The sequence below is a fragment of the Bradyrhizobium sp. CB2312 genome (assembly GCF_029714425.1).
Taxonomy (GTDB): Bacteria; Pseudomonadota; Alphaproteobacteria; order Rhizobiales; family Xanthobacteraceae; genus Bradyrhizobium.
Genome location: NZ_CP121668.1, coordinates 1,563,566 through 1,586,900, shown reverse-complemented (window position 1 = coordinate 1,586,900; position 23,335 = coordinate 1,563,566). Strand labels below are relative to the sequence as shown.

Here is a 23,335-nt window from a genome sequence, read left to right as displayed (position 1 = left end):
CGGTTGATTCATGCGGGCCCTTGCGAAAAAGGTGGCGCCCGCATCTTAGGGGATTTGACTTCATGACTTTGCCGATGAGCTGGAATGAATGGGCGCAGCACGATGGCGTCGCGCTGGCGGCGCGCGTCCGCAAGGGCGAGCTGACGGCCAAGGAACTGGCGCGGCAGGCGGCCGCCGGCGTAGCCAAGGTCAATCCGGCGCTGTCGGGCGTGGTCGAGCTGTTCGAGGACGTGATCGCCGAGCCCGCCAAAGACGGCGCCAATCTCGCAGGTCCCTTCGCAGGCCTGCCCTTCCTGATGAAGGATCTCGGCCCGACCATGAAGGGCCGGCTCCAGGAGATGGGCTCGCTGTTGATGCGCGGCAATCGCGCCGCCGCCGACACGTTCCTTACCGGCAAGTTTCGCCAGGCGGGATTGAACCTGATCGGGCGCACCACGACGCCGGAATTCGGCGTGTGCAGTTCGGCCGACAATCCCGCCGTCTACGTCACGCGCAATCCCTGGAATACCGACTACACCACCTGTGGATCATCGGCAGGCAGCGCCGCGATGGTCGCGGCCGGCGTGGTGCCAATCGCGCACGCGACCGACGGCGGCGGCTCGATCCGCATTCCCGCCGGCGTCAACGGCAATATCGGCCTGAAGGTCTCGCGCGGCGTGTTCTCGCTCGCGCCGCACATGTCCGACCTCACCGGCCTCGTCTCGATCCAGGGCTGCCAGTCGCGCTCGGTGCGCGACACCGCCGCCTTCGTCGATCACGCCCGTGGGCCCGCGCCCGGCGAGTTCATGCCGTTCTGGACCACGGCGCAGCCTTATTTGGAGATGATCAAGCGCGATCCGGGCAAGCTCCGTATCGCGCTGTCCCACACCTGGGGCGATTACACCGCGACGCCGGAGATCGCCGCCGAGCTGGAGAAGACCGGCCGTTTCCTCGAAGGCCTCGGCCATCACGTCGACTACGCGCTGCCCGAGCTCGACTTCCGCGCTGCCTTCGCGGCACAGACCACCTGCTACATCAGCAATTTTGCCGTGGTGATCTCCAACATGCTCGCCGCGCGCGGGCTTGAAAAGCCGCCGGAAGACCTGATCGAGCCCATGAATATCCGGATCTGGGAAGCCGGCCGTCACACCAGCTTCGCCGAGCGCGCGAAGATGCAGGGCGTATTCAACACCACCTCGCGCGGCTTCGGCGCGTTCTTCGAGCAGTGGGACGTGATCCTGACGCCGATCACCGCGCTGCCGACGCCGAAGGTCGGCACAAAAGAATATCTCACCATCTCCGACAATCCCGATGTGCTCGACTGGTTCGGCAATCTCTGGCGCTTCTTCGCCTTCACGCCGCTCGCCAATCTCTGCGGCATGCCGGCGATCTCGATGCCGATGGCGGCGCAAGACCACGGCCTGCCGCTCGGCATCCAGGCGATCGCCAAGCAGGCCAATGACGGCCTGTTGCTGCAACTCGCCGCCCAGATCGAGCGCGCGCTCGACGGCAAGTGGAACGGCGGCAAGAAGCCGAAGGTGCATGTGAGCTAGGCGAAGCTATTCGCTGCGGAGGGCCGCGCGCTTGCGGCCATCCTTCGAGACGCCCGACGTTGGCGGGCCCTCAGGATGAGATCTGATTTCGTGGTGATCTCAATTCTTCACCGTCGGAATCTCCTCCGCCGGCTGCTGCTGGCCCTGCTTGTACATCGCCAGAGCCTTGTCGAGCGCTTCACGCAAGGCAAGCGCGGCGGCCACGCTGCAACGCAGATGCGCGGTCTGGACCACGTCGACCCTGACCGCGGCGCCGACCGGCATCAGCAGGTTCGCGGCGAGCTCGATCTGGATCGCGCCGTTGTGATGGCCGAAGCAGGAGGCGCCGTCGAAATAGATGATCGGCGCGCGCTCCGAGCTCGAGCTCGAAATGGTGACGGGCCCCTGGGCGGGCGTTTCGGGGTCGGTCATGGGCGCTCCTTGCGGCTGGTCGAAACGAACGAAGCGCCCACCATCGTTGCTTCCGACCGCCCTGTCGAGGCCCAACCGGCCCGGCCTGCCGGCGCATTCGGGGGTTTTGCGCGGCGCCCGCCACTGGTCTAGAACGTCGTCATGTCCACTCCACCTGCCACCCTCCCCTTCGAGGAACTCGCCGAGGCGATCAAGGGCCGCCGTTCCGATTACGGCCATATCAGCGGGCTCCAGCTCGACCGCTTTGCGCCCGGCGAGGCCTGGTCCAGCCTGCCCTACCGCCCCGTCTTCGTCGGCGATAGCGAGACCGGCGTGCTACATGGCGGCGTCGTCACCGCGATGCTGGACGAGAGCTGCGGAATGGCCGTGCAACTCGCGCTCGACGGCACACGAGCGATCGCAACCCTGGACTTGCGCATCGACTACCAGAAGCCGGCAACGCCGGGTCTCAACATCAAGGCGCATTCGGTCTGCTACCGTACGACGCGCTCGATCGCGTTCGTGCGCTCCACGGCGTATCAGGAGTCCGAGGATGATCCGGTCGCGACCGCGACCGCCTGCTTCATGATCGGCGCCAACCGCACCAACATGCTCGCCGACCGCAGGATGGATGCGCGCAGCATCCCGACGCTGGAAGCACCGGAGGATCCGGACGGCCCGTTCGCAAGCAGCCCGTTCGCACGCTGCCTCGGCATCCGCATCAATGACGACGGCACGCTGACCATGCCGTTCTCGCCGAAAATCATCGGCAACCCGATCCTGCCCGCGATCCATGGCGGCATGACCGGCGCTTTTCTCGAGACCACCGCGATCGTCGGCGTAACGCGCGAGCTCGGCATCGCCGCGCTGCCCAAGCCGATCGGGCTCACCGTCAACTATCTGCGTTCCGGCCGCGCGCTCGACAGCATTGCCGATGTCTCGATCGTAAAGCAGGGCCGGCGCATCGTCGCTTTCGAGGCGCGGGCCTGGCAAGACGATGCGGACAAGCCGATCGCCACCGCTTTCGGCCATTTGATGCTGCGGCCAACGCCCGGAAGCGACGAGGAATAGGCGTATTTTCCCTTGACGGCAGGGGGCCGGGCCACAACGATAGCGCATTTCCTGCGAGAGGTATTGGGTTGCGGCATCCGCTCGACATCGTCGCCATGTTCGCCGCGCTCTGGCTGCTGGCAGCGATGGTGCTCGACGCGTTGACGCCGAAAGAGCTGACGGCGGTGATGATCGGGATTGCGATCGGGCCCGCCATCGTCATCACCGCCGTGTTCTACTATCTGCGCTGCCCACGCACCGATTTCGCGGTGATGTTCGCGGCGCTCTGGCTGATATCCGACATCGCCATGGCGTTCATCTCGCCGACGCAGCTGCCGCATTTCCTGATCGCGCTCGGCTTCCTGCCGGCCTTGCTGATCGGCATCGTGCTGCACTGGCAGCGCTTCCAACGCCGCCACGAGCGGCTGCCACTGCCGTCCGCAAAGCGCAGCTGAATCGGGTGCCCACTTCTCCCCGACGGGGAGAGGTGAACCGAACTTCCTCAGCTGAAATCACCGCGGCAGCAGATTGGTCTTCGCGAGGTCGAGCACCTCGTCGCCGCGGCCGTTCATCACGGCGCGCAACACCCAGAGGCTGAAGCCCTTGACCTGCTCGGCCGTGATGGTCGGTGGCATCGACAGCTCCTGCTTCGCGGTGACGACATCGAGCACCGCGGGGCCATTGTGCGCCAGCATCTCCTTCGTCGCGCCCGGCAGCTCGCCGGGGTCTTCGACGCGTTTGGCGAAGATGCCCATCGCACGCGCCATCGCCGCGAAGTCGGGATTCTCCAGATCGACATTGGTGTCGACGAAGCCCGCCGCCTTCATCTCCAGCGCGACGAAGCCGAGCACGCCGTTGTTGAAGACGACGACCTTCACCGGCAGCTTCATCTGCGTCAGCGTGATCAGGTCGCCCATCAGCATGGTGAAGCCGCCGTCGCCCGAGAGCGAGATCACCTGCCGGGCGGGCTGCGCAGCCTGCGCGCCGATCGCCTGCGGCATGGCGTTGGCCATCGAGCCGTGCGCGAACGAGCCGATCAATCGGCGCCGGCCGTTCATGTCGAGATAGCGTGCGGCCCACACCGTGGGCGTGCCGACATCGGCGGTGAACACGGCATCGTCGGACGCGTGGTCGCTGATGACCTTGGCCAGATATTGCGGATGGATCGGCTTGCTACCGGGCGTGCCCTTCGCAAGCGAGTCCAGGCCCTCGCGCGCCCTCTTGTAGTGCGCGACCGCATCGTCGAGATGCCGGCGCTGCGTCTTGGTCTTGAGCAGCGGCAGCAGCGCCTCGATGGTCAGCCTGACGTCGCCGACGAGGCCGATATCGATCTTGCAGCGTCGGCCGAGATTTTCCGGACGGATGTCGATCTGCGCGACCTTCGCATCGGTCGGGAAGAATTGCTTGTAGGGGAAATCGGTGCCGAGCATCACCAGCGCGTCGCAGGCGTGCATGGCGGCATAGCCCGAGGAGAAACCGATGAAGCCGGTCATGCCGACATCGTAGGGGTTGTCGTATTCGACATGCTCCTTGCCGCCGAGCGCGTGCACGATCGGGCTCTTGAGGCTCTCTGCGAGCTGCATCAGCGGCGCATGCGCACCGGCACAGCCGCGGCCGCAGAACAGCGTGATGCGCTCGGCGCCGTTGAGGAGATCCGCCAACGCCTTGAGCTCATCGGCCTGCGGCACGACCTTTGGCGCGACCAGCGCAAGCCCGCGCATCGTCGATATCTCGCGCTTGGGCGGCGAGCGGAAGGCGACATCGCCGGGCATGGCGACGACGGCGACGCCGCGCAGACCGACCGCCGCGCGGATCGCGTTCTCCAGCACATAAGGAAGCTGGCTCGCGTCCGAGACCAGCTCGCAATAATGGCTGCATTCGCGAAAGAGGTTTTGCGGATGTGTCTCCTGGAAATAGCCGCCGCCGATCTCTGCGGTCGGAATTTGCGCCGCGATCGCCAGCACGGGAACACGGCTGCGATGCGCGTCGAACAGGCCGTTGATCAGATGCAGATTACCCGGGCCGCAGGAACCCGCGCAGACCGCGAGGTTTCCCGTCATCTCGGCTTCGCCGGCGGCCGCGAAGGCCGCGACCTCCTCGTGCCGGACATGGATCCACTCGATAGTGGCGCGGCGGCGCAGCGCCTCGGTGAGGGCGTTCAGGCTGTCGCCGACGATGCCGTAGATGCGTTTGACGCCGGCCTGTTCGAGTGTCGCCACGAACAGATCGGCCACATTGTTGATCGTCATGTCGGTCTCCTGATCTCGCCGGTAGAGCAAGATAGGATAAAGCGCGACCGTGACGGCATCACGGCTGGTTTATTGGTGCTTCAGTCTTTCGCAATCGCCCGATCATAGGCCACAATCGTCGCCTTCGCGCGCGCCGCGACATCGGCGGCCGACATGCCGGGCTTGTAGAGGCTCGAGCCCAGCCCGAACGCCGTCACGCCACCCTTGATGTACTCGGCAAAGTTCTGATCGGAGACGCCGCCGACGGCGGCGATCATCACGCCCGCCGGCAGCACGGCGCGAATCGCCGCTATGCCAGATGCCCCCAGCACGCTCGCCGGAAAGAATTTCAGGCCCGATGCGCCGGAGCGTGCCGCGAGCAGCGCCTCGGTCGGCGAGAACACGCCGGGCAAGGTCACCATGCCGTGCTGATGCGCGCGCGCCAGCACGTCAGTATCGACATTGGGCGAGACCATCAGCTTGCCGCCGACATCGTTGAGGCGGTCGACGTCTGCGGCAGTCAGGACCGTCCCGGCGCCGATCAGTACGCCGGCCGGCGCGAGCTTCACGGCTGTTGCAATGGAGCGGAACGGATCGGGCGAGTTCAAGGGAATCTCGATCGCGGTCATGCCGGCCTCGATGAGCACGCCGACGATGGCCCCGGTCTCCTCCGGCTTGACGCCACGCAGGATCGCGACCAGCGGACGCTGCATCGGCGGAAAGGGAACGCTCATCTCAAAAATCCTTTTACTTGGTCCAGATCGCCGCAGCGGCCATCGACAGGCCGCGGCGGACCGCTTCATCCGCATCGACCGGCTGCACGGTGACCGACAGCGCATCGAAGGCGAGCCGGTACAGCGTCGCAAGCCGCCCCGACGCAATCAGCGTGATGCCCGCTTTCGGCACCGTACCCGAGAGCCCCGCGGCAAGCTCGGCGCCGATCAAGGTGCCCGACAGCGTTTCGCGCGCCGCAGCCGGCGTGCCGCCGAACAGCAGCTGCCGCGCCCGCGCCCCGAACAGGAGATTGGCGGCGAAGGCCGGAGCTTCGAACGCAGCTTTCACCGCCGCCTTGAAGCTCGCGACATCTTCAGCGTCGTCGGCATTGGCAACCGCGAGCGACAAGATCGTCTCGCGCGAAACGACGCTGAAGAGCTCACCGGTCATGAAGGTGGAAAAATGAGCGACCGTACCGTCCATCAGCCGCACCCACTTCGAATGGGTGCCGGGCATGCAGACCAGCGCCTCGCCGGCGGCATCGAGGCCAAGCGCGCCGAGCAGCTGCGTCTCCTCGCCGCGCATCACGTCCGGTGCGCTGGCGTCGCGCTGCGCGATGCCCGGCAGGATGCGGATGTCGCGCGCCTCGCCCGGCACGCGCGCGGCCTGCTTCAGGATGGCGGCGAGCGGCGCCGGCGTGTCGACATAGCCGGCCTCGACCCAACCGGTTTTTGCGCCGGCCATGCCGCAGACGAGAACGGGCAGAGGATCGGGCGCCTCGACTGCTCGAAGATGCGACTGAAGCACGCCGGAGAAGCCGGCCTTCGCCGCCGTCAGCATGCCCTCGCCGCTGCGGCGCTCCGCCAGAACCTGACCGGCGCGGTCGACCAGCCACAGGCGAAAACTGCTGGTGCCCCAGTCCACCGCGACAAAAGCGGGTTCGGTCATCGTGGCGCGTATCCTTGTCTCAGCGGCAAGACGCCGTCTCGCGACAATGAGACGGGGCCTCGCAAATCAGCCCCGGGATATCGGCTATTGCGGCCGCAAACCAGCCTTTTCTCGCAGGTCTGAGCTGTGGTCCGCGCTGGCACACGCCTTGCTGAAGCCTCTCCACTCACGTCCGTGAACCGCGCAGCAAGACGCGTCAACATCAGATGAGGAAACCCATGGAGATCGGCTATTTCACGATGCCTTCGCATCCGCCGGAGTGCGGCCTGAAGGAAGGGAACGACTGGGACCTGCAAGTCATGCGCTGGCTCGACGAGCTCGGCTATCAGGAGGCCTGGGTCGGCGAGCACCACACCGCGCCCTGGGAACCCAATCCCACGCCGGACCTGCTGATCGCACAGGCCTTGATGCAGACCAAGCGCCTGCGCATCGGGCCGGGCGGCTTCCTGCTGCCCTATCACCACCCGGCCGAGCTCGCCAACCGCGTCGCGATGCTCGACCATATGTCCGAGGGCCGGCTCAATTTCGGCGTCGCGGCGAGCGGCTTGCCGAGCGACTGGGCGATGTTCAACGTCGACGGCATGAGCGGGCAGAACCGCGACATGACCCGCGAGGCGCTGGAGATCATCCTGAAGCTCTGGAGTGAGCCGGCGCCGTTCACCCACAAGGGCAAATACTGGACGGTGACCAAGCCGGACACGATGTTCGACTTCCTGAAACCGCACATCAAGCCGCTGCAGGCACCGCATCCGCCGATCGGCGTTGCCGGGCTATCGAAGAACTCGGACACGCTGAAGCTCGCGGGCGAGCGCGGCTTCATCCCGATGAGCCTCAACCTCAACCCGGCCTATGTCGGCAGCCATTGGGACTCGGTCGAGATCGGCGCCGCCAAGACCGGGCGCAAACCGAACCGGCAGGACTGGCGGCTGGTGCGTGAGGTGTTCGTCGCCGACACGGATGAAGAGGCCTGGAAGCTCTCGACCGGCGACATGATGGGCCGGATGATGCACGAATACTTCCTGCCGCTGCTCGGCCATTTCGGCTTCAAGGACTATCTGAAGCACGCACCTGACGTGCCCGACAGTGACGTCACGGTCGAATATTGCGCCAAGCGGAACTGGATCGTCGGCTCGCCCGCGACCGTCGCCGAGAAGATCGAGAAGATCTACGACGAGGTCGGCGGCTTCGGCGTGCTGCTGGTGTTCGGCTTCGACTACAAGCACAAGGCCGAAGCCTGGCACCATTCGCTCTCGCTGCTCAAGAACGAGGTGATGCCGCGCCTGACGCATCTCGGCTCCGCGCGCAAGGCAGCTTGACCCGATGCGGGTGCGGCGCGATCGTGCCGCACCCGCTTTCATTTCGGAGATTTCGGCGTGAGCGTCGACGCAAAGGATTTCAAGCAGGCCATGCGCCAATGCGCAGGCGCGGTGGCGCTGGTCACGGTCGGCGCCGAGCACGGCAAGCGCACCGGATTGACCGTGACGTCGGCCTGCTCGCTGTCCGACAATCCGCCGTCGCTGATCGTCTGCGTCAACCGCAACGCCAGTGCACATGCGCGCATCCGCGAGGAAGGCGCCTTTGCGATCAACTTCCTGCACGAGGATCACGCGCTGCTGGCGCTGACCTTCAGCGGGCAGAAGGGCGTCAACGGCGACGACCGTTTTGCCTTCGGCCAGTGGGCGCGCGGCGCGACCGGCGCACCCGTGCTCAGCGATGCGGTCGCCGCGTTCGACTGCGTGCTGGCGCAGGAGTTCGAAACCGAGACCCATTCGATCTTCGTCGGCGAGGTGCGTGGGGTATCGCATTCGGACGCGGCGAGGCCGCTGGTCTATCTGCGGAGCAGTTTCCACGTCCCTGACGAAATCCACGAGACCGTTTCAGTCGGCGACCTCGACTCGCGACATCTGAGCTGGACGGATTTTTCGTAGGCGGCGCGGCTAGCTCGCTGCACCTTCTCCCCTTGCGGGAGAAGGTGGCGCGAAGCGCCGGATGAGGGGTATGTCTCTGCGTATTCCAATGCGAATTGGACTCGCGGATGGATACCCCTCACCCGTCTCGCCGCTAAGCGGCGAGCCACCCTCTCCCACAAGGGGAGAGGGGAAGAATGCTCGCGGCGTGCAATTAAACCCTACTGCGCCGTCTCGATCTTCAGCTGCTTGATCTTGCGATACAGCGTGGCGCGGCTGAGCTTCAGCGCGCGGGCCGCTTCGGTGACGCGGCCGCTGTGCTTGCGCAAGACCTCGACGATCGTGGCGCGCTCGGCCGCTACCAGATCGGGCTCCGCTCCTCGTCCGCCGAACGGCGGCAGATCGAGGTCCGCATCCGTGATGACGCCGTTCTCTGCCGTGCAGCCGGCGAGCCGCAACACGTGGCGGAGCTGACGCATGTTGCCGGGATAGGGATAGGCCGAGAGCAGCGCCCAGACCTCTTCAGAAAGACGACAGTTCGGCGCTTCCTCGCGCGCGATCTGGCGGATGATATCGTCCCTGTCGGCGCGATCGCGTAAGGCCGGCAATCGCACCTCCATGCCGCGCAGGCGGAAATAGAGGTCGGCGCGGAAGGCGCCCTCCTCCGCCATGCGGCCGAGGTCGCGATGGGTGGCGCTGATCAGGCGGATGTCAACCGGCACCGGCCTCCGCGCGCCGAGCGGCCAGACCTCGCGGTTCTCCAACACCCGCAAGAGGCGCGTCTGCAGCGCGATTGGCATGTCGCCGATCTCGTCGAGGAACAGCGTGCCGCCATCGGCCTGCACGATCAGACCCTTCGACCCCTCGCGCCGCGCGCCGGTGAAGGCGCCGGCCTCGTAGCCGAACAGCTCGGCGTCGATCAGGCTTTCCGGCATCGCCGCGCAGTTCAGCGCGACGTAATCGTTGCGCGCGCGGTTGCTGGCGGCGTGAATCGCGCGTGCGAACACGTCCTTGCCGACGCCGGTCTCGCCATGCAGCAGCACCGGCAGATTGTGATCGCCGATGCTCCTCAAACGCTTGACGCTTTTGACGAGGCCTGGATCGCGGCCGGCGAGCCGGTTCAGCGCGTCGAAGCGATCCGCGGGCACATCTCGCCGCGGAACGGGCGACCTTGCACGCTGCGGCGGCGCGATATGGCCCTGGCCCAAGGCACTGCCGTCGGCGCGGCGCAGCGCGACGACATCGTCCGCGCTGCGCCCGGCGTGATGATCGAATTTGAGGTAGCGCGACAGATCGATGCCGGAGGCGATCATGCCATCGGTAAGGCCGAGCAGCGCACGCGCCGAGCGGCAGGCGCCCACGATGCGGCGGTCGTCGTCATAGGCGATGAGGCCGCTGCCGCCGTCGCCCGGCACGGTCGCGATCCAGGCGTTGCGGAAATGGCCGCGGAAGATCGCGCCCTCCACCCGCCGCGTCGCCTCCATCGTCACCGCCAGCGCCAGCTGATGCGCCGTGCGCTCGAGATCCTCGCGGCAGGAGGTGATGTTGATGGCTCCGGCGAGCCGCCCGGCCTGGTCGAACAGCGGCGCCACCGCGCAGGAGAACATGCGCCACTGCGCACGGAAATGCTCGTCGCGATGCACCAGGATCGGCTTCTCCTCCGCAAGCGCGGTGCCGAGCCCGTTGGTGCCCTCGAACGTCTCGGCGAAGTTCGAACCGGTGTAGATCTTCCAGTCCAGGAACATCTTCGCGTCGGCCTCGCCGGGCAGGCGGCTGAACAGCATGGTCGCGTTCGCGTCAGCGAGGTTGACGCAATAGCCGGCATCGCGCAGCACGCGGGCGAGATCGTCGAGGTCGGGCGTCGCGAGCCTGATCACCTCTTCCATGGGTCCTGCGACGTGACGGATCTCGGCCTCGGTGAGCGTCTGCGGCGGACCTTGGCGGGCGGGATCGAGCTTGTGGCTGATCAGGCAGCGCCGCCACGAATTGGCGATACGCGAGGAGGCATCGACGTCGGCCACATGATTGGCGACGGACAGAACACGGGCGACATGGTTCGAGGCCGAAAGGCTGGCCATCGCGGACGTCTCCACCCTATATTATCGTGCAAAGTCTGGCAGCACGGGCGGGGATGTCAATCGGGAACCGGGAACGCAAGCACGGCGCGCTGTCTCCTCATCGTCATGGCCGGGCTTGTCCCGGCCATCCACGTCTATGCCGCGCATGCGAAAGGACGTGGATGCCCGGGACAAGCCCGGGCATGACGGTGTGGACGCAGATTGCCCAGATCGTTAAAGCGCGCGTTGCTGCACCGCCCTCACCACGTGTCGATACACGGCCGCTTCTTCGCTGCCCTCGGCGCCGGCTTCGGCACCGAGCGCAAGCCCGCCATGATCCAGCGCCGCGTCTCGGCGGGGTCGATGACGTTGTCGATCTCGAACACCGAGGCGATCGAGACCGCCTTGCCGTTGGCGTAGAGCTCGGCAACCTTGTTGCGATAATAGGTCTCGCGCTCTTCGGGATCGGCGATCGCCTCCATCTCCTTGCGGAAGCCGAGGCGGACATAGCCCTCCAGGCCCATGCCGCCGAACTCGCCGGTCGGCCAGGCCGCGGTGAAGAACGAGGCGTGGAAGCCGCCGCCGATCATCGACTGCGCCCCCAAGCCATAGCCTTTGCGCAGCACGATACCGAACAAGGGCACGGTGAGGCTCGCGCCCGTCACGAACATGCGCGAGACGTGGCGGACGATCGCGGTCTTCTCGGCCTCGGGCCCGACCATGAAGCCGGGCGTGTCGCAGAGCGAGACGATGGGCAGGTCGAAGGCATCGCAGAGCTGGAGGAAGCGCGCCGCCTTGTCGCCGGCATCGGCATCGATGGCGCCACCGAGATGGCGCGGATTGTTGGCGATCAGGCCGAACGGCTTGCCTTCGATGCGAATCAGCGCGGTGATCATGCCGACGCCGTAGTCGCGGCGCAGCTCCAGCACGCTGTCCTTGTCGGCGACGAGGTCGATCACGCTGCGGATGTCGTAGACGCGCAGCCGGTTCTCAGGAATCGCGCGACGGAGCAGGCGCTGGTCGGCCACCTCCCAGTCCTGCACCGCGCCCTGGAAATAGGACAGATACTTTTGCGCGACGCGCGTCGCCTCCTCCTCGCCCTCGACCAGGATGTCGATGACGCCGTTCGGCGACTGGAACGTAACAGGGCCGACCTCCGCCGGATGATAGACGCCGAGCCCGCCGCCTTCGATCATCGCCGGGCCGCCCATGCCGATCGAGGCGTTCTTGGTGGCGATGATGACGTCGCAGCAGCCGAGCATCGCCGCGTTGCCGGCGAAGCAATAGCCGGAGACGACGCCGATGACGGGCACGAGGCCGGAGAGTTTTGCGAACTGCACGAAGGACGGGCCGTCGAGGCCGGTCATGCCGAGCCGGTCGGTGTCGCCGGGCCGGCCGCCGCCGCCCTCCGCGTAGAACACCAGCGGCACGCGCCAGTCTTCCGCAAGCGTCAGCATGCGGTCGATCTTCTTGTGGTTCATGTGGCCCTGCGTGCCCGCGAGCACGGTGTAGTCGTAGGCCACGACGATGCAGCGCGCGGCGTCTCCGCCGAACTTCCCGGCGTTGACGGTGGCAACGCCCATGACGAGGCCGTCGGCCGGCGTGTTCTTGATGAGATCGTCGAGCTTGCGCCGGCGCCGCTGCGCCGCGATCGCAAGGCTGCCATATTCCATGAACGAGCCGTCGTCGACGAGCTGCGCGACGTTTTCCCGCGCGGTGCGCTGGTTGGTGTTGCGGCGTCGCTCGACCGAGGCCGGGCGGTTGGCGTCAAGCGTATTGGCCTGGCGCGCGATCAGCTCGGCGAGGTCAGGGCGGATATGGTCGAGATCGATGTCGGCTTCCGCCGCGGCGCTGTCAGCCGCGACGTCGAGCGGCTCGAGATACATGATCGGCTCGCCATGCATCAGCGTGACGCCGTCGCCGGCGACGAGTTTTGTCACCCGCCCGCCCTGTTCGGCCATGACCAGATGCTCCATCTTCATGGACTCGATCACGGCGAGCTGCTGTCCGGGGCGGACGATCTCGCCTTCCTTCGCCTGGATAGTGACGATGGTGCCCTGCAAGGGCGCTGCGACCAGCACCGCGCCTTCGGGCACGACTTGCGCGATATGCGCTTCCGCGCCGTGATCGCCGCGCTCGGTCGCCGCGAAGTAGAGCGGCTTGGCTGCCCCGTCCGCTGCCTCGACCAGTTTCGCAACGTTGCGGTCGATGAAATCGGTCGCGATGCGGTTGGTCCTGAAATCAGGATGGGCCAGCACGGCCTGAAGGAAGGCGATGTTGGTGACGACGCCGTCGATCCGGAACTCGCGCAAGGCGCGCGATGCCTTTGCGACGACGTCATGCCAGGCCTCGCCCGGCGTATGCACGATGACTTTTGCAAGTAGCGAGTCGAAGGCGGCGCTGGTCTTGTAGCCGGCATAACCAAAACTATCGACGCGCACGCCGGGCCCGGACGGCGGCTCGAACACGGCGAGCACGCCGCCGGTCGGATGGGTCGCGCCGGTTTCGTCCAGCGTCTCCATGTTGACGCGGAGCTGCATCGCATAGCCGCGCGGCCTCGTGACCGAACCTTGTGCCAGACCGAGCGAGGCCAGCGAGGCACCGGCGGCGACCGCGAGCTGGGCGCGGACGAGATCGAGGCCGAGCACCTCTTCCGTCACGGTGTGCTCGACCTGGAGACGCGGATTGGCTTCGATGAAAGCAAAGCTGTCCTCGGCCGTGCCGTCGACCAGGAACTCGAACGTGCCGAGATTGTCATACGAGGCCGCAGCCGCGAGCTGCTTCGCCGCTTCGATGATACGGCCGCGCAAGCCGTCGCTGAGCGACGGGCTCGGCGCCACCTCGATCAGCTTCTGGTGCCGGCGCTGGATGGTGCATTCGCGCTCCCAGAGCTGAGAGATCGCGCCGTGCTTGTCGCCGATGATCTGCACCTCGATATGGCGCGCCTGCCGGATCAGCCGCTCGGCATAGACGCCGTCGAAGCCGAACGCGGCCTTCGCCTCGGACTGGCAGCGCGCATAGGCCTCGGCCAGATCCGCCGCATTCTCGACGATGCGCATGCCGCGACCGCCGCCGCCGGCCATCGCCTTGATCACGATCGCCGCATTGCTGCCGAGCGAGGCGAAGAATGCCGCGATTTCCTCGAGGCTCGACGGCCCGCTGGTGCCGGCGATGATCGGCACGCCGCAACGCTTTGCCAGCTGGCGCGCCGCGACCTTGTCGCCGAACAGTTCGAGCGCCGCCGGCTTGGGTCCGACGAAGTAGATGCCCGCGTCAGCGCAGGCTTTTGCGAACGCCGCGTTCTCGCTGAGGAAGCCGTAGCCGGGATGAACGGCATCGCAGCCCGCGCTCTTGGCCGCCTTCACCACAGCGTCGATATCGAGATAGGCCCGCGCCCCGCGGCCGGGGATTTCGACTGCCTCGTCGGCAACCCGGACATGCAGCGACAGCGCATCGTCCGCGGGGTGGATCGCGACCGTCGCGATGCCGGCATCGGCCGCCGCGCGCGCGATGCGGATGGCGATCTCGCCGCGGTTGGCGATCAGGAGTTTCTTGAACGACATGCGGCGATCTCCATGCCCGCGCGGGCCGCGGGTCGGCAGGTTCGATGATCCTGCTTCTTCACTTTAGCCGCAGCCGTCAAGGGCGGGAAAGCCGGTCGCGATGACCGGTCCCGCAGGCCGGAATATCAATGGCCCGCATGCGCCGCGACGCGGCGAATTATCCGCACCACGGCAGACGCTGTCGGCGCCGTATCAGGCCGCTCGCACGCCCGCCACGAAGGCGCTGACCTCGTTCTCCAGCGACTGCAGCTTCTGGGTCAGCCTTCCGCTCGATTGCAGCACGAGGCCCGCCGCCTGGCCGGTCTCCGCCGTCGCATCGGTGACGCCGGAGATGTTTTGCGAGACCTGGTTGGTGTCCTCCTGCACGCTGTGCGCGATCGCCTGCATTCGGGTTCCCGTCAGCCGCGTTCGAGATGCAAGCTCTTCCAATCTAGAACATTTCGATATCGCCCCTCCACGCGTTGACTTGCAGACGGCCCTGACCGAACCATCGGCACAGATCGTCAGCGCATACTACGGCATGCGCGCACGCCAAGGGCCGGAGGCTCAATGCATCAATCGACATATCGCAGGTCCCTCGACCTTCCCGCGCTGTGCGCGGCGGAGCGGCTGTTCATCTGGGGATTTCGGGCAAAGGCGCGCAGCGGCAGTGCCGTGCCGACCGCGGCCGACATCCAGCAGGTGTACGATCATTTCCGCGTCGGCGATGCCGTGCCCTCTCTGGAGTCCATCATCGAGATCTTTGCCTGCACCGCCCATACGGCGATCGAGGTGCACTGCCCCACTTGTCCGCGCATGAGCGAAAGCGAGCACGGAATTTTGCACGCCATCGCCGCCGCGCAGCAGGAACGCATCGACATCGCGCGTGAGCAATTCGAATCCTGGCTGCCGCCGGTGGGTGCGGATTGGGCGCTCGCGCCCGTGCGGGGGCTCGCAACGATCTTCCGCATGGCCGGCCTGATCCTGCCCGACCGACATGTTCGATCCTTCGATCATGATCGGACGATGGCGATGAAGACCTGGCTGGTCGGAAGCCCCACGCTGCATTGACGAGATCGTTCATGATGCAGGATGCGTGCGGTTCCGTGCCGATCCCGGAAGCCGGCCAGTCGCCGCGCTGTGCGCTTCAGGCTGTGCATGCGACGCCGCGAAGCGTCGAAAGCTACGATCAGTTTTGCCGCATCGCGCTGTCGCTGTTCCGCTTCATCGGGGCGGCCTATGCGACCGGCGCGTCCGATTGCTGGGAGGCGGCGTATCGCTATGCCGACGAGGCGCCTGACATCGCCGACAGCCCGCTGCTGGTGGCGCGGGCGGCCGCGCTGGTCAGGATTCTGCGCAGCGGCCGGCCCTGCGAATTGTGCTTCATGCCGCCGTCGTGCCGGCGCCTCTCGCAGGACGAGGCAGAGTTGATGCGGCTGCTGGCGGTTGCGCGACGCAAGCAGCCTGGCGAGCTTGAGGCCATCATGTGCCAGTTCGTTCCCTCCGGGGCGGAGGCTGCCGCCACGCGCGCGGTCAATGCGCTCGCCTTGTGCTGATGCTTTGACGGGTTCTATTCGCCAATAAAGCCGGCTTGCGCTATCAACTTCGCCATGGAGACGCAGAGCTCGATGCCCTCCATGAAAACCTCCAGACGATCCCAGCGCGACCACCGCTGGGGTCGTCGTTCTCGTGATTATCGCCTAGCCGCCCTTCTTGCCGAGCACGAGATCGATCGTGTGAGCGGCAATCTTGCGTAGCTGCGGCTCGTCATCGAAGGCGCGTTCGAGCACGGCAAGGCCCCGCGTCACCGTGACGATGTGAAGCGCTACGGCCGCGGGATTGCCGCTGAACTCGCCGCGCTCCGCACCCGCCGCCAACGTGTTCTGAACCAGAGCGGTGATGCGCGACACGAGGCTCGCAAAAGCCTGGCGCGCCTCTTCGTCCAGCCCCTCGCCTTCAGCCGCGCCGAGCTCCATCAATCCGCGCGTGGTCGGACATCCGCGTGGCGGCGAACCCGAGCGGAAGTTGGTGATGGTCAGGTCGAAGAACGCGGTGAGGCGTTTGCGCAAGCTGCCCGCGCCGAGCGCCTTTTGCAGGGCGACGAGGTAATCGCCCGCGTAGCGTTCATAGGCCAGCAGGAACAGCGCCTCCTTGCTGCCGAAGGCATTATAGAGGCTGCCGCGCTGAACGCCGGCATCGCGCGCGATGTCGGACAGCGAGGTGCCGCGCACGCCCTTGCGCCAGAACTGGTCGAACGCGATACGCAGCACCTCGTCGTGGTCGAACTCGCGCGGCCTCAAATGCTGCTCCTCTTGCCCGCAATAATATTTGACACGATGTCAATAACATGGTTTCTCGACATCGTGTCAAAAACAAATTGGGATTGATAGCCCGTTTCGTCAACGGGCCGGACGGCCGGCGCTTGCATGCGCCGCGGCCGATCGGCGCCGCATGCAAAGGGACCAGCTGATGCCTCTCCTCCACATCTCGATGCGCGCCGGAAAGCCGGACGCCTACCGGCAGGCGATCCTCGACAGCCTCTATCGCGCCATGCGCGAGGCGCTGAACGTGCCCGAGGGCGACGAGTTCATGACCATCAGCGAGCTTTCGCCAGCAAACTTCCGCTGCGGCAACGCCTACGGCGTCAAGCGCAGCGACGATGCCGTGCTGATCCAGATCGCCGTGTTCGCCTCGCGCACGGCGGAGCAGAAGAAGGCGCTGTACCGGCGCATCGCGGAGCTGCTCGGCGAAAACCCGGGCATCCGTCCCGAGGACGTGTTCGTGAATGTGCTCGATGCGCCCGCGGAGAACTGGTCGGTCGGAAACGGCATCGCGCAGTTTGCGTGAGGCTGCGACAGCTTCAGCCCGCAACGCACGCGTCCATGATCCCGTCGAGCTCGGCCTTCGAGAGCACGCCGAGCTCGGCGATGAAGACGATCCGCGCGCGCGGCACGCCTTCCGCCGGAGCTTCGCCCGGCGCCAGCGTGGCGCGGCCGCCGGCGAACTGGAACACCATCATCCGGCCGGGCTGCTCGATCGTCTCGAACAGGCCCTTTGCGCGCGCAAGCTTTGGTGCGAGCCGGCCGATGGCCTGTTGCAAGCGCGGCAGCGAGAGCGGCTGCTCGGAGGTCCAGCTCAGCGTCTCGAAGCGCTCTTCGGCCGGGCGTTTCGGCCCCGGATCGCGCAGCGCGGACGCGCGATCCGGGGGCGCTGGGAATAGCAGCGCGGACGGAATCTCACCGTGCCTGGCATCGACCACCACGGCGGGGACGCGCTGCGCGCGGATGGCCTCGCGCATTCGCGCGCCCGCGCCTTCGTCCGCCAGATCGAGCTTGCCCAGCGCGACGATATCGGCGACGCGCAACTGCGAGCGCTGAAGGGCGTCGTCGAGCGCAGCCGGCGGCGTCGCGGCGTCCATCACGCAGAGCACAGTCTCCAGCGGAGCCTCGCGCAGGATCACGGGGTCCATCAGGTTGCGCACGACGTCGCCGGGATCGGCGACGCCGCTGGTCTCGATGACGATGTAGTCCGGCTTCGGATCGCGCCGCAGCAGCGTCGAGAGCGTACGGAGTAGATCACCTTCGAGCGAGCAGCAGATGCAGCCATTGGAAAGGCTGACCACGCCGTCGCTCGCGCCCGCGATCAACTCCGCATCGATGTTGATCGCACCGAAATCGTTGACCACGGCGGCAATCCGCCGCCCCTCCGCGTTCGCCAGCAGGTGATTGACGACAGTCGTCTTGCCTGCCCCCAGAAAGCCTGTCACCAGGAGAATGGGGACCGGCATGGGTCAGCCCTCGACGATCGGGCGGCGCACGGGCTTTCCGGGCCGCGCCGCGACATCGAGCACGCCGTCGCTGATCAACACCTGGCCGCTCACGATCAGATGCCGCACGCCTTCCGAGGGACGATTCATCGCCGTGAAGGTCGCGCGATCCGAGAGCTTCTCATAATCGAACACGACGATGTCGGCATCGGCGTCCTTCGCAAGCCTGCCCTTGGCGCGCATTGCGGGCGTGCTTTGCGACAGGATCTCCGCCGGGATCAGCGCGCATTTGCGCACGCCTTCGAGCAGCGACACGGTCTTGCGCTCGCGCACCCATTCGCGAATGAACTTCGTGAAGCAGCCGGCCGAGCGCGGATGCGAGGTGGCATCGTCCGGCAGCGGCCAGGCGTCGCCGGTATAGGTCTTGCCATCCGACGTCGTCCACGGCATCGCATCCGACGCGATCGCGCCTCCGGGATAGAGCACCGACATGTCGAGCAGGTCGCGGTGATGCGCATTGTTCTCGGTGTCGAGGATGTGCCAGAGCACCAGCGAGGACGGCTCCTCGGCCTGCGCCTTGAGCAGCTCCTCGCGGTCGTGGAAGCGATAGCCGTCAGTCACGCGCTGCACGGAGTCGTAGCCGGTGCCGTTGCGCTCGACGAATTGCGGATCGCTGAAAAACGCGGCGGCGAGCACGGTCGATCCGGTGCCGTAAGGGTAGGCCTCGACGGTGATCGGCAGGCCCTGCGCCTGCGCCTTCTCGACCAGCACGCGGCAGCGCTCGATGTCGGTCTTGCTCGACGAGTTGAAATGGCAGATGTGCATGTGCGCGCCGGTGGCGCCGGCATAGCCGATCAGGCGGATATAGGCCTCCGCCGCGCTTTCGGGGTCGATGCGCGACATGTAGGCGACGTGGGTGAAGGTCGGCACGTCCTGCTTGGCGGCGAGCTGGCAGACCGCGGTCAGCTCCTGCACGCCGGCGCCCGGCGCATAGGCGTTCAAAATGCCGATGCCGATGCCGCCTTCGTTGAGGCCGCGCGAAAGGCGCTCGATGATGCCGGCGACTTCCGCATCGCTCGCGACATTGTCCATCCAGCGGCGGTCGCGCATCGCGTTGCCGAACGCCTCCAGCGAGCTCTCGGCATTGGAGCCCGTCATCGCGCCGATGCGGGCAAAGGCCCAGTTGGTGGCGGCGCCGTAGTTCAGCACGCGGCCCTTCCGCGCCTGGCGCTCGTACCAGGACCCGACCGGCAGCACGCCGGCCTCAAGGTCAAGCGTGGTCGTCACGCCGTCGAACGCCTGCATGCGGTCGGCCGGGATCGACTGGCCATGCGCGTGCAGATCGATGAAGCCAGGTGCGACCACGAGGCCGGCGGCGTCGATCACCCGCTCGGCGCCGCCGAGGCCTGTACCGACCGCGGCGATCCTGCCGTCCACCACCGCCACGTCGCCGACGGCATCCATCCCGCTCGCGGGATCCACTACCCGGCCGCCAGAGATCACCAAACCGCTCATATCAAAACTCCTCCGCGCTGAAATCGCATCAAGGCAGATTCCGCGAACAACGACCACCCTCGTTGATGCCGATGCATCATGCCCGCATGTGGTAGCATTTTGGCAGGCGAATAGCAGACACGCGCTCGCAATCTCGCGGCATGACTTGCCCGAGCTCTGCGCTTCTTCGCAGCCTCTCGAAAGAAGGGGCGCAGGGAAGACCGGGCGCCAGCTGGCACCCATAACTCCTGCGCTGAACGAAGGGCCGATAGCTGCGACAAATCCGAATTTCGGTAACGTGGAAATATTTCGGCATAAGGCGTTGGCAGTGACGGACTGTTTTGTCCGACGGGCAGTTCGCGATCGAGGACCTTACCCCTGTTACAATATCTGCGTGTTGCTGTATTTTGTCGTTGATGGAGAACACAGTGCCAGTGAGTTTGGGGGACATCACCGAAGCCTTCGAGTTCGCCAACACCGACGGCGGCGTGGCGCAGTTTCGTGCCTTCGTGTGCAGACAGACCGGAAAGATCTACTATCAGACCAAGGGCCTGGACTCAGAAGATTTCGACGACGACCCGCCTGACGACATCGACGACGAGGAGAAGTACGTCCCGCTCCCTGACAAGCGTGAACTCGGCCTGGGCAAGCCACTGGTGCTGGATTTTGCCCGCGAGTTTCTGCCGGACGATGTCGACGACGTCCGTTATTTCTTCAGCAAACGGGGCGCCTATCCGAAATTCAAAGTGCTGCTTGCCAGAAGAGGCGCGATCGATCGCTGGCATGCGTTCCAGGCGAAAGCCACGGAGCGAGCGTTGCGCGAGTGGTGCGCGCTGCATGAGATCGAAATCGTCGGCTGATCTGATGTCCACTCTCGGACACAGTTAGGGAACTTCGCCGGACGCTCGCAAGTCCGGCGGCGCCGTACGCGAACGCCACGTCCACGCAACCGAGCGCGAAGTTGCTCTGCCGTCTTCTCGCCCGCATTGTCATTCAGGGAGTCAGGCGGGGCGGCTTACGGTGGGCAAAGTTCCCTGGGGTTCCGTGTGATCGTCCGACGTCATCTGCAACGCGATTCTCATATTTCTGTTTCGCGCCGCGCACTGCTCGGCGGGCTTGTGTCGGCAGGCAGTGCCCTCGCGCTCGGCGGATGCGCCGGCCTGGGCGCGACCGGCGCGCGTTTCGACGCGTCGTCACTCTCCGTTGATCCCACCTTGCTTGTCACCACCACGCGCAAGCCAATCAACGGCGGCCGCACCAAACCCTGGTTTGGGCCGGAACGTGCGACGAGCATGACGGTCGCGCGGGCCAAGCTGGTGGCGCCGGACGAGAGCCGCCTGTCTCTCGCCTCGGTTGGGCTCGGCGATTGGCGCCTTGACCGGATCGAGCCGGTGTCGGCCGACGCCGGCGATCTCGCCGCGCAGGCCGGCGGAGGGGACGTGCTGATCTATGTGCACGGCTTCAAGCAGACATTCGAGACGGCGGTGCTGGATGCCGCCCATCTCTCCGATGGGATCAAGTTCCGCGGCCGGACCATGGCATTCTCCTGGCCCTCCAAGGCAGGACTGTTCGACTATGCCTATGACCGCGACAGCGCGATGTGGTCTCGCGACGATTTCGAGCGCGTGCTCTCTGCGCTGGTGTCGGCTCCAGGCGGCCGCGTGCATATCGTTGCACACAGCATGGGAACCATGCTCACGCTCGAAAGCCTGCGTCAGCTCTACGCGCGATACGGCGACACGGTGACGAGCAAGATCGGCGCGGTCGTGTTTGCCGCGCCCGATATCGACATGGACGTATTCTCGTCGGCAATCCACCGCATCGGTCCGCTCGCCGGCAAGATCACCGTGATCGCCGCGACGAACGATCGCGCACTCGCGCTGTCGGGCCAGATCGCAGGTGGAATGACCAGAGTCGGCGCCGCCGAGAAGGATGTCATTCAGCGGCTCGGCGTGCGCGTGGTCGATGCCTCCCAGGAAGGCTGGGGCATCATCAACCACGATCTGTTTCTTTCGAATGCTGAAGTGCAGCGGGTGATCCGCCGCTCGATCGACGGCACGACGGCGTGAGAGAGCGCCCGCGCCGAGCCTGCGCAAGCTTGCTCCCGCGCACGCTCGCTGCGGCTCCGAGGGGAAATGAATTGCAGCTTGCGGATGGAAGACCTATGTTGGGTTTCTAGTCAGGCAGCCGCCCATCGTATGGCGAGAGTCTGCAGGGTCGACCTCACGGTGGATGGTTTCCATTCTGCATCGGAGGTGATGCTATGGCCATTGCTCCCACGCTCCAGAAATACCTAGCCGCTGAGAACATCCAGTACGAGGTGATTCCGCACGAGCTCAGCATGACGTCCGCTCGAACGGCCGAGGCATGCCATATCTCGGGCGACCGCCTCGCCAAGGGCATCGTGTTGCGGCGCGACGGCGGATACATGCTGGCCATCTTGCCCGCATCGCATCACCTTCGCTTGTCAGACCTGAGGACAAGCCTCGGCGACAATGTCCATATGGCCGATGAAGCCGAGATCAATCGGCTGTTCAGCGACTGTACTCGCGGTGCAGTTCCCGCCGTCGGCAAATGCTACGGACTGGATATCATCGTCGACGACAGCATCGGGGCGCAGCCGGACATCTACATGGAAGCCGGCGATCACGAGACGCTGCTTCATATGGGGCACGCGCAGTTTGCGCGCCTGACGGCCAACGCACCGCACGGGCGCTTCAGCGCGCATGACTGAGGATTTTGTACACCGCCCATTGTCCTTGCGATCTTGGGCGGGAACTCTGGCCGCGAGCTCGCCGTCATACTGTTCAGCAGGGTGGCGGCGAGCGCGTCTGCGCTTGTCTGGTCGGAGTTCGGAAGATGGGGCTGCCGCTGCATTGCATCAACGCACTCGAAACCCACGAACGGAGGCTCGCCATGAAAGTCAAAGACGTGATGCACAAGGGTGTCGATTGGGTCAGCCCCAGCACCCCAATCACCGAGCTTGCCAAACTGATGCGGGCGCATGACATCGGCTGTATCCCGATTGGCGAGGACGACAAGCTGGTCGGAATGGTGACCGACCGCGATATCGTCTGCAAAGGGCTCGCGAGCCACAGCTTCGATGCCGGCCGCGCGACGGCGCGCGACGTGATGACCGAGGGCATCCATTGCTGCCGCGAGGACGATGACCTCGCCAAGGCGATGCATCATATGGAGAAGCTGCAGGTCCGCAGGCTGCCGGTGATCAACAAGAGCAAGCGGATGGTCGGCATCATCAGCTTGGGCGACGTCGGCCGTTCCGCGTCGGGTGATATGCTCACCGAGACCGTCAGGAGCATTTCGGCGCATCACTGAACCTGCGGCCAGGACTTGCGGCCAGGACTTGCGGCCAGGGCTCCTCTCGCGATCACGGCTCGAACAGGCGTTGAGAGGAGCCCGAGCCATGCGCTCGTCATGCAACCATCGCGCGGCGCAGCAGCGACGGCGCGATGTGGTTCATTTTGCGCCGGAGTGAATGCAAGGCGGGTTCACGCGATCACTTCATCAGCGGCGACGCTGCGGCGCGCAACCTATGACCGGGCGCCGTCGCGCGGCCCGATGTCGTATGTTGTCGCAGAAAGTCGAGGAATATCGCGGATTTGGCGCTCCCTAGGGGAATCGAACCCCTGTTTCAGCCTTGAGAGGGCCGCGTCCTAACCGCTAGACGAAGGGAGCGTGAGGGGTAG

The 23,335-nt window shown here is 65.8% G+C and carries 21 protein-coding genes, 1 tRNA gene and 1 pseudogene; 12 read left to right on the top strand and 11 right to left on the bottom strand.

The features are described 5' to 3' along the window. The first annotated feature begins 62 nt into the window (after positions 1 to 62). Positions 63 to 1,532 (top strand): amidase, encoded by a 1,470-nt coding sequence (locus QA642_RS07595; RefSeq protein ID WP_283084110.1) that lies wholly within the window; start codon positions 63 to 65, stop codon positions 1,530 to 1,532. Positions 1,533 to 1,631: 99 nt separating this feature from the next. Here the strand turns inward: QA642_RS07595 and QA642_RS07590 are convergent, their stop codons facing one another. Continuing rightward, positions 1,632 to 1,943 carry a hypothetical protein gene (locus QA642_RS07590; protein WP_283084109.1) on the bottom strand — a complete coding sequence of 104 codons (312 nt, stop codon included), beginning with the start codon at positions 1,941 to 1,943 and terminating at the stop codon, positions 1,632 to 1,634. 141 nt (positions 1,944 to 2,084) lie between these two features. Here QA642_RS07590 and QA642_RS07585 point away from each other — a divergent pair, with 141 nt between their 5' ends. Both QA642_RS07585 and QA642_RS07580 read left to right on the top strand, forming a co-directional pair. Next, positions 2,085 to 2,993, top strand: a complete 909-nt coding sequence (locus tag QA642_RS07585; RefSeq protein ID WP_283084108.1) for a hotdog domain-containing protein — start codon at positions 2,085 to 2,087, stop codon at positions 2,991 to 2,993. 68 nt (positions 2,994 to 3,061) lie between these two features. After that, positions 3,062 to 3,427 (top strand): hypothetical protein, encoded by a 366-nt coding sequence (locus QA642_RS07580; protein WP_283084107.1) that lies wholly within the window; start codon positions 3,062 to 3,064, stop codon positions 3,425 to 3,427. Positions 3,428 to 3,484: 57 nt separating this feature from the next. Here QA642_RS07580 and poxB read toward each other — a convergent pair whose 3' ends face one another. The 3 genes from poxB to QA642_RS07565 all read right to left on the bottom strand — a co-directional run bounded on the left by poxB (position 3,485) and on the right by QA642_RS07565 (position 6,862). After that, positions 3,485 to 5,221 carry a ubiquinone-dependent pyruvate dehydrogenase gene (poxB, locus tag QA642_RS07575; protein ID WP_283084106.1) on the bottom strand — a complete coding sequence of 579 codons (1,737 nt, stop codon included), beginning with the start codon at positions 5,219 to 5,221 and terminating at the stop codon, positions 3,485 to 3,487. Positions 5,222 to 5,301: 80 nt separating this feature from the next. Further along, positions 5,302 to 5,934, bottom strand: coding sequence for a 2-dehydro-3-deoxy-6-phosphogalactonate aldolase (locus QA642_RS07570; protein WP_283084105.1), 633 nt, complete (start codon positions 5,932 to 5,934; stop codon positions 5,302 to 5,304). Positions 5,935 to 5,947: 13 nt separating this feature from the next. Next, on the bottom strand, positions 5,948 to 6,862 hold the full coding sequence (locus QA642_RS07565; protein WP_283084104.1) for a 2-dehydro-3-deoxygalactonokinase: 915 nt from the start codon (positions 6,860 to 6,862) through the stop codon (positions 5,948 to 5,950). A gap of 218 nt (positions 6,863 to 7,080) precedes the next feature. On the opposite strand from QA642_RS07565, the gene QA642_RS07560 reads away from it, so the two are divergent. Both QA642_RS07560 and QA642_RS07555 read left to right on the top strand, forming a co-directional pair. Further along, the gene (locus tag QA642_RS07560) at positions 7,081 to 8,178 is read left to right on the top strand and encodes an LLM class flavin-dependent oxidoreductase (RefSeq protein WP_283084103.1); all 1,098 of its coding nucleotides are present in this window, start codon (positions 7,081 to 7,083) and stop codon (positions 8,176 to 8,178) included. A gap of 57 nt (positions 8,179 to 8,235) precedes the next feature. Then, positions 8,236 to 8,790: a flavin reductase family protein gene (locus tag QA642_RS07555; RefSeq protein ID WP_283084102.1), complete on the top strand. Its 555-nt coding sequence runs from the start codon at positions 8,236 to 8,238 to the stop codon at positions 8,788 to 8,790. Between the two features lie 200 nt (positions 8,791 to 8,990). Here QA642_RS07555 and QA642_RS07550 read toward each other — a convergent pair whose 3' ends face one another. The 3 genes and pseudogenes from QA642_RS07550 to QA642_RS07540 form a co-directional block, all read right to left on the bottom strand. Further along, complete coding sequence (locus QA642_RS07550) at positions 8,991 to 10,847, bottom strand: sigma-54-dependent Fis family transcriptional regulator (RefSeq protein ID WP_283084101.1); 1,857 nt, start codon at positions 10,845 to 10,847, stop codon at positions 8,991 to 8,993. A 239-nt stretch (positions 10,848 to 11,086) separates the two neighbouring features. Beyond that, complete coding sequence (locus QA642_RS07545; RefSeq protein WP_283084100.1) at positions 11,087 to 14,389, bottom strand: carboxyl transferase domain-containing protein; 3,303 nt, start codon at positions 14,387 to 14,389, stop codon at positions 11,087 to 11,089. A 192-nt stretch (positions 14,390 to 14,581) separates the two neighbouring features. Continuing rightward, positions 14,582 to 14,773 (bottom strand): annotated as a pseudogene (locus QA642_RS07540) (chemotaxis protein); the annotation flags it as partial. 165 nt (positions 14,774 to 14,938) lie between these two features. Between QA642_RS07540 and QA642_RS07535 the strand changes: the two are divergent. Both QA642_RS07535 and QA642_RS07530 read left to right on the top strand, forming a co-directional pair. Then, positions 14,939 to 15,439, top strand: coding sequence for a hypothetical protein (locus QA642_RS07535; protein WP_283084098.1), 501 nt, complete (start codon positions 14,939 to 14,941; stop codon positions 15,437 to 15,439). A gap of 11 nt (positions 15,440 to 15,450) precedes the next feature. Continuing rightward, the gene (locus QA642_RS07530) at positions 15,451 to 15,924 is read left to right on the top strand and encodes a hypothetical protein (protein WP_283084097.1); all 474 of its coding nucleotides are present in this window, start codon (positions 15,451 to 15,453) and stop codon (positions 15,922 to 15,924) included. A gap of 144 nt (positions 15,925 to 16,068) precedes the next feature. Here QA642_RS07530 and QA642_RS07525 read toward each other — a convergent pair whose 3' ends face one another. Continuing rightward, positions 16,069 to 16,668: a TetR/AcrR family transcriptional regulator gene (locus QA642_RS07525; RefSeq protein ID WP_283084096.1), complete on the bottom strand. Its 600-nt coding sequence runs from the start codon at positions 16,666 to 16,668 to the stop codon at positions 16,069 to 16,071. A 169-nt stretch (positions 16,669 to 16,837) separates the two neighbouring features. Between QA642_RS07525 and QA642_RS07520 the strand changes: the two genes are divergently transcribed. Then, a complete protein-coding gene (locus QA642_RS07520) occupies positions 16,838 to 17,215 on the top strand; it encodes a tautomerase family protein (RefSeq protein ID WP_283084095.1) in 378 nt (125 codons plus the stop codon). 13 nt (positions 17,216 to 17,228) lie between these two features. On the opposite strand, the gene QA642_RS07515 is transcribed toward QA642_RS07520, so the two are convergent. Then, positions 17,229 to 18,155, bottom strand: a complete 927-nt coding sequence (locus QA642_RS07515) for a GTP-binding protein (protein ID WP_283084094.1) — start codon at positions 18,153 to 18,155, stop codon at positions 17,229 to 17,231. Between the two features lie 3 nt (positions 18,156 to 18,158). Beyond that, positions 18,159 to 19,649: an amidohydrolase family protein gene (locus QA642_RS07510; protein WP_283084093.1), complete on the bottom strand. Its 1,491-nt coding sequence runs from the start codon at positions 19,647 to 19,649 to the stop codon at positions 18,159 to 18,161. 407 nt (positions 19,650 to 20,056) lie between these two features. On the opposite strand from QA642_RS07510, the gene QA642_RS07505 reads away from it, so the two are divergent. The 4 genes from QA642_RS07505 to QA642_RS07490 all read left to right on the top strand — a co-directional run bounded on the left by QA642_RS07505 (position 20,057) and on the right by QA642_RS07490 (position 22,964). Then, the gene (locus tag QA642_RS07505; protein WP_283084092.1) at positions 20,057 to 20,488 is read left to right on the top strand and encodes a hypothetical protein; all 432 of its coding nucleotides are present in this window, start codon (positions 20,057 to 20,059) and stop codon (positions 20,486 to 20,488) included. Positions 20,489 to 20,746: 258 nt separating this feature from the next. Then, positions 20,747 to 21,697 (top strand): alpha/beta fold hydrolase, encoded by a 951-nt coding sequence (locus tag QA642_RS07500; protein WP_283084091.1) that lies wholly within the window; start codon positions 20,747 to 20,749, stop codon positions 21,695 to 21,697. Positions 21,698 to 21,891: 194 nt separating this feature from the next. Then, the gene (locus QA642_RS07495; RefSeq protein WP_283084090.1) at positions 21,892 to 22,362 is read left to right on the top strand and encodes a YbaK/EbsC family protein; all 471 of its coding nucleotides are present in this window, start codon (positions 21,892 to 21,894) and stop codon (positions 22,360 to 22,362) included. Positions 22,363 to 22,544: 182 nt separating this feature from the next. Next, complete coding sequence (locus tag QA642_RS07490; RefSeq protein ID WP_283084089.1) at positions 22,545 to 22,964, top strand: CBS domain-containing protein; 420 nt, start codon at positions 22,545 to 22,547, stop codon at positions 22,962 to 22,964. 285 nt (positions 22,965 to 23,249) lie between these two features. Here QA642_RS07490 and QA642_RS07485 read toward each other — a convergent pair. Then, a tRNA-Glu gene (locus QA642_RS07485) sits at positions 23,250 to 23,324 on the bottom strand. Positions 23,325 to 23,335 lie beyond the last annotated feature (11 nt).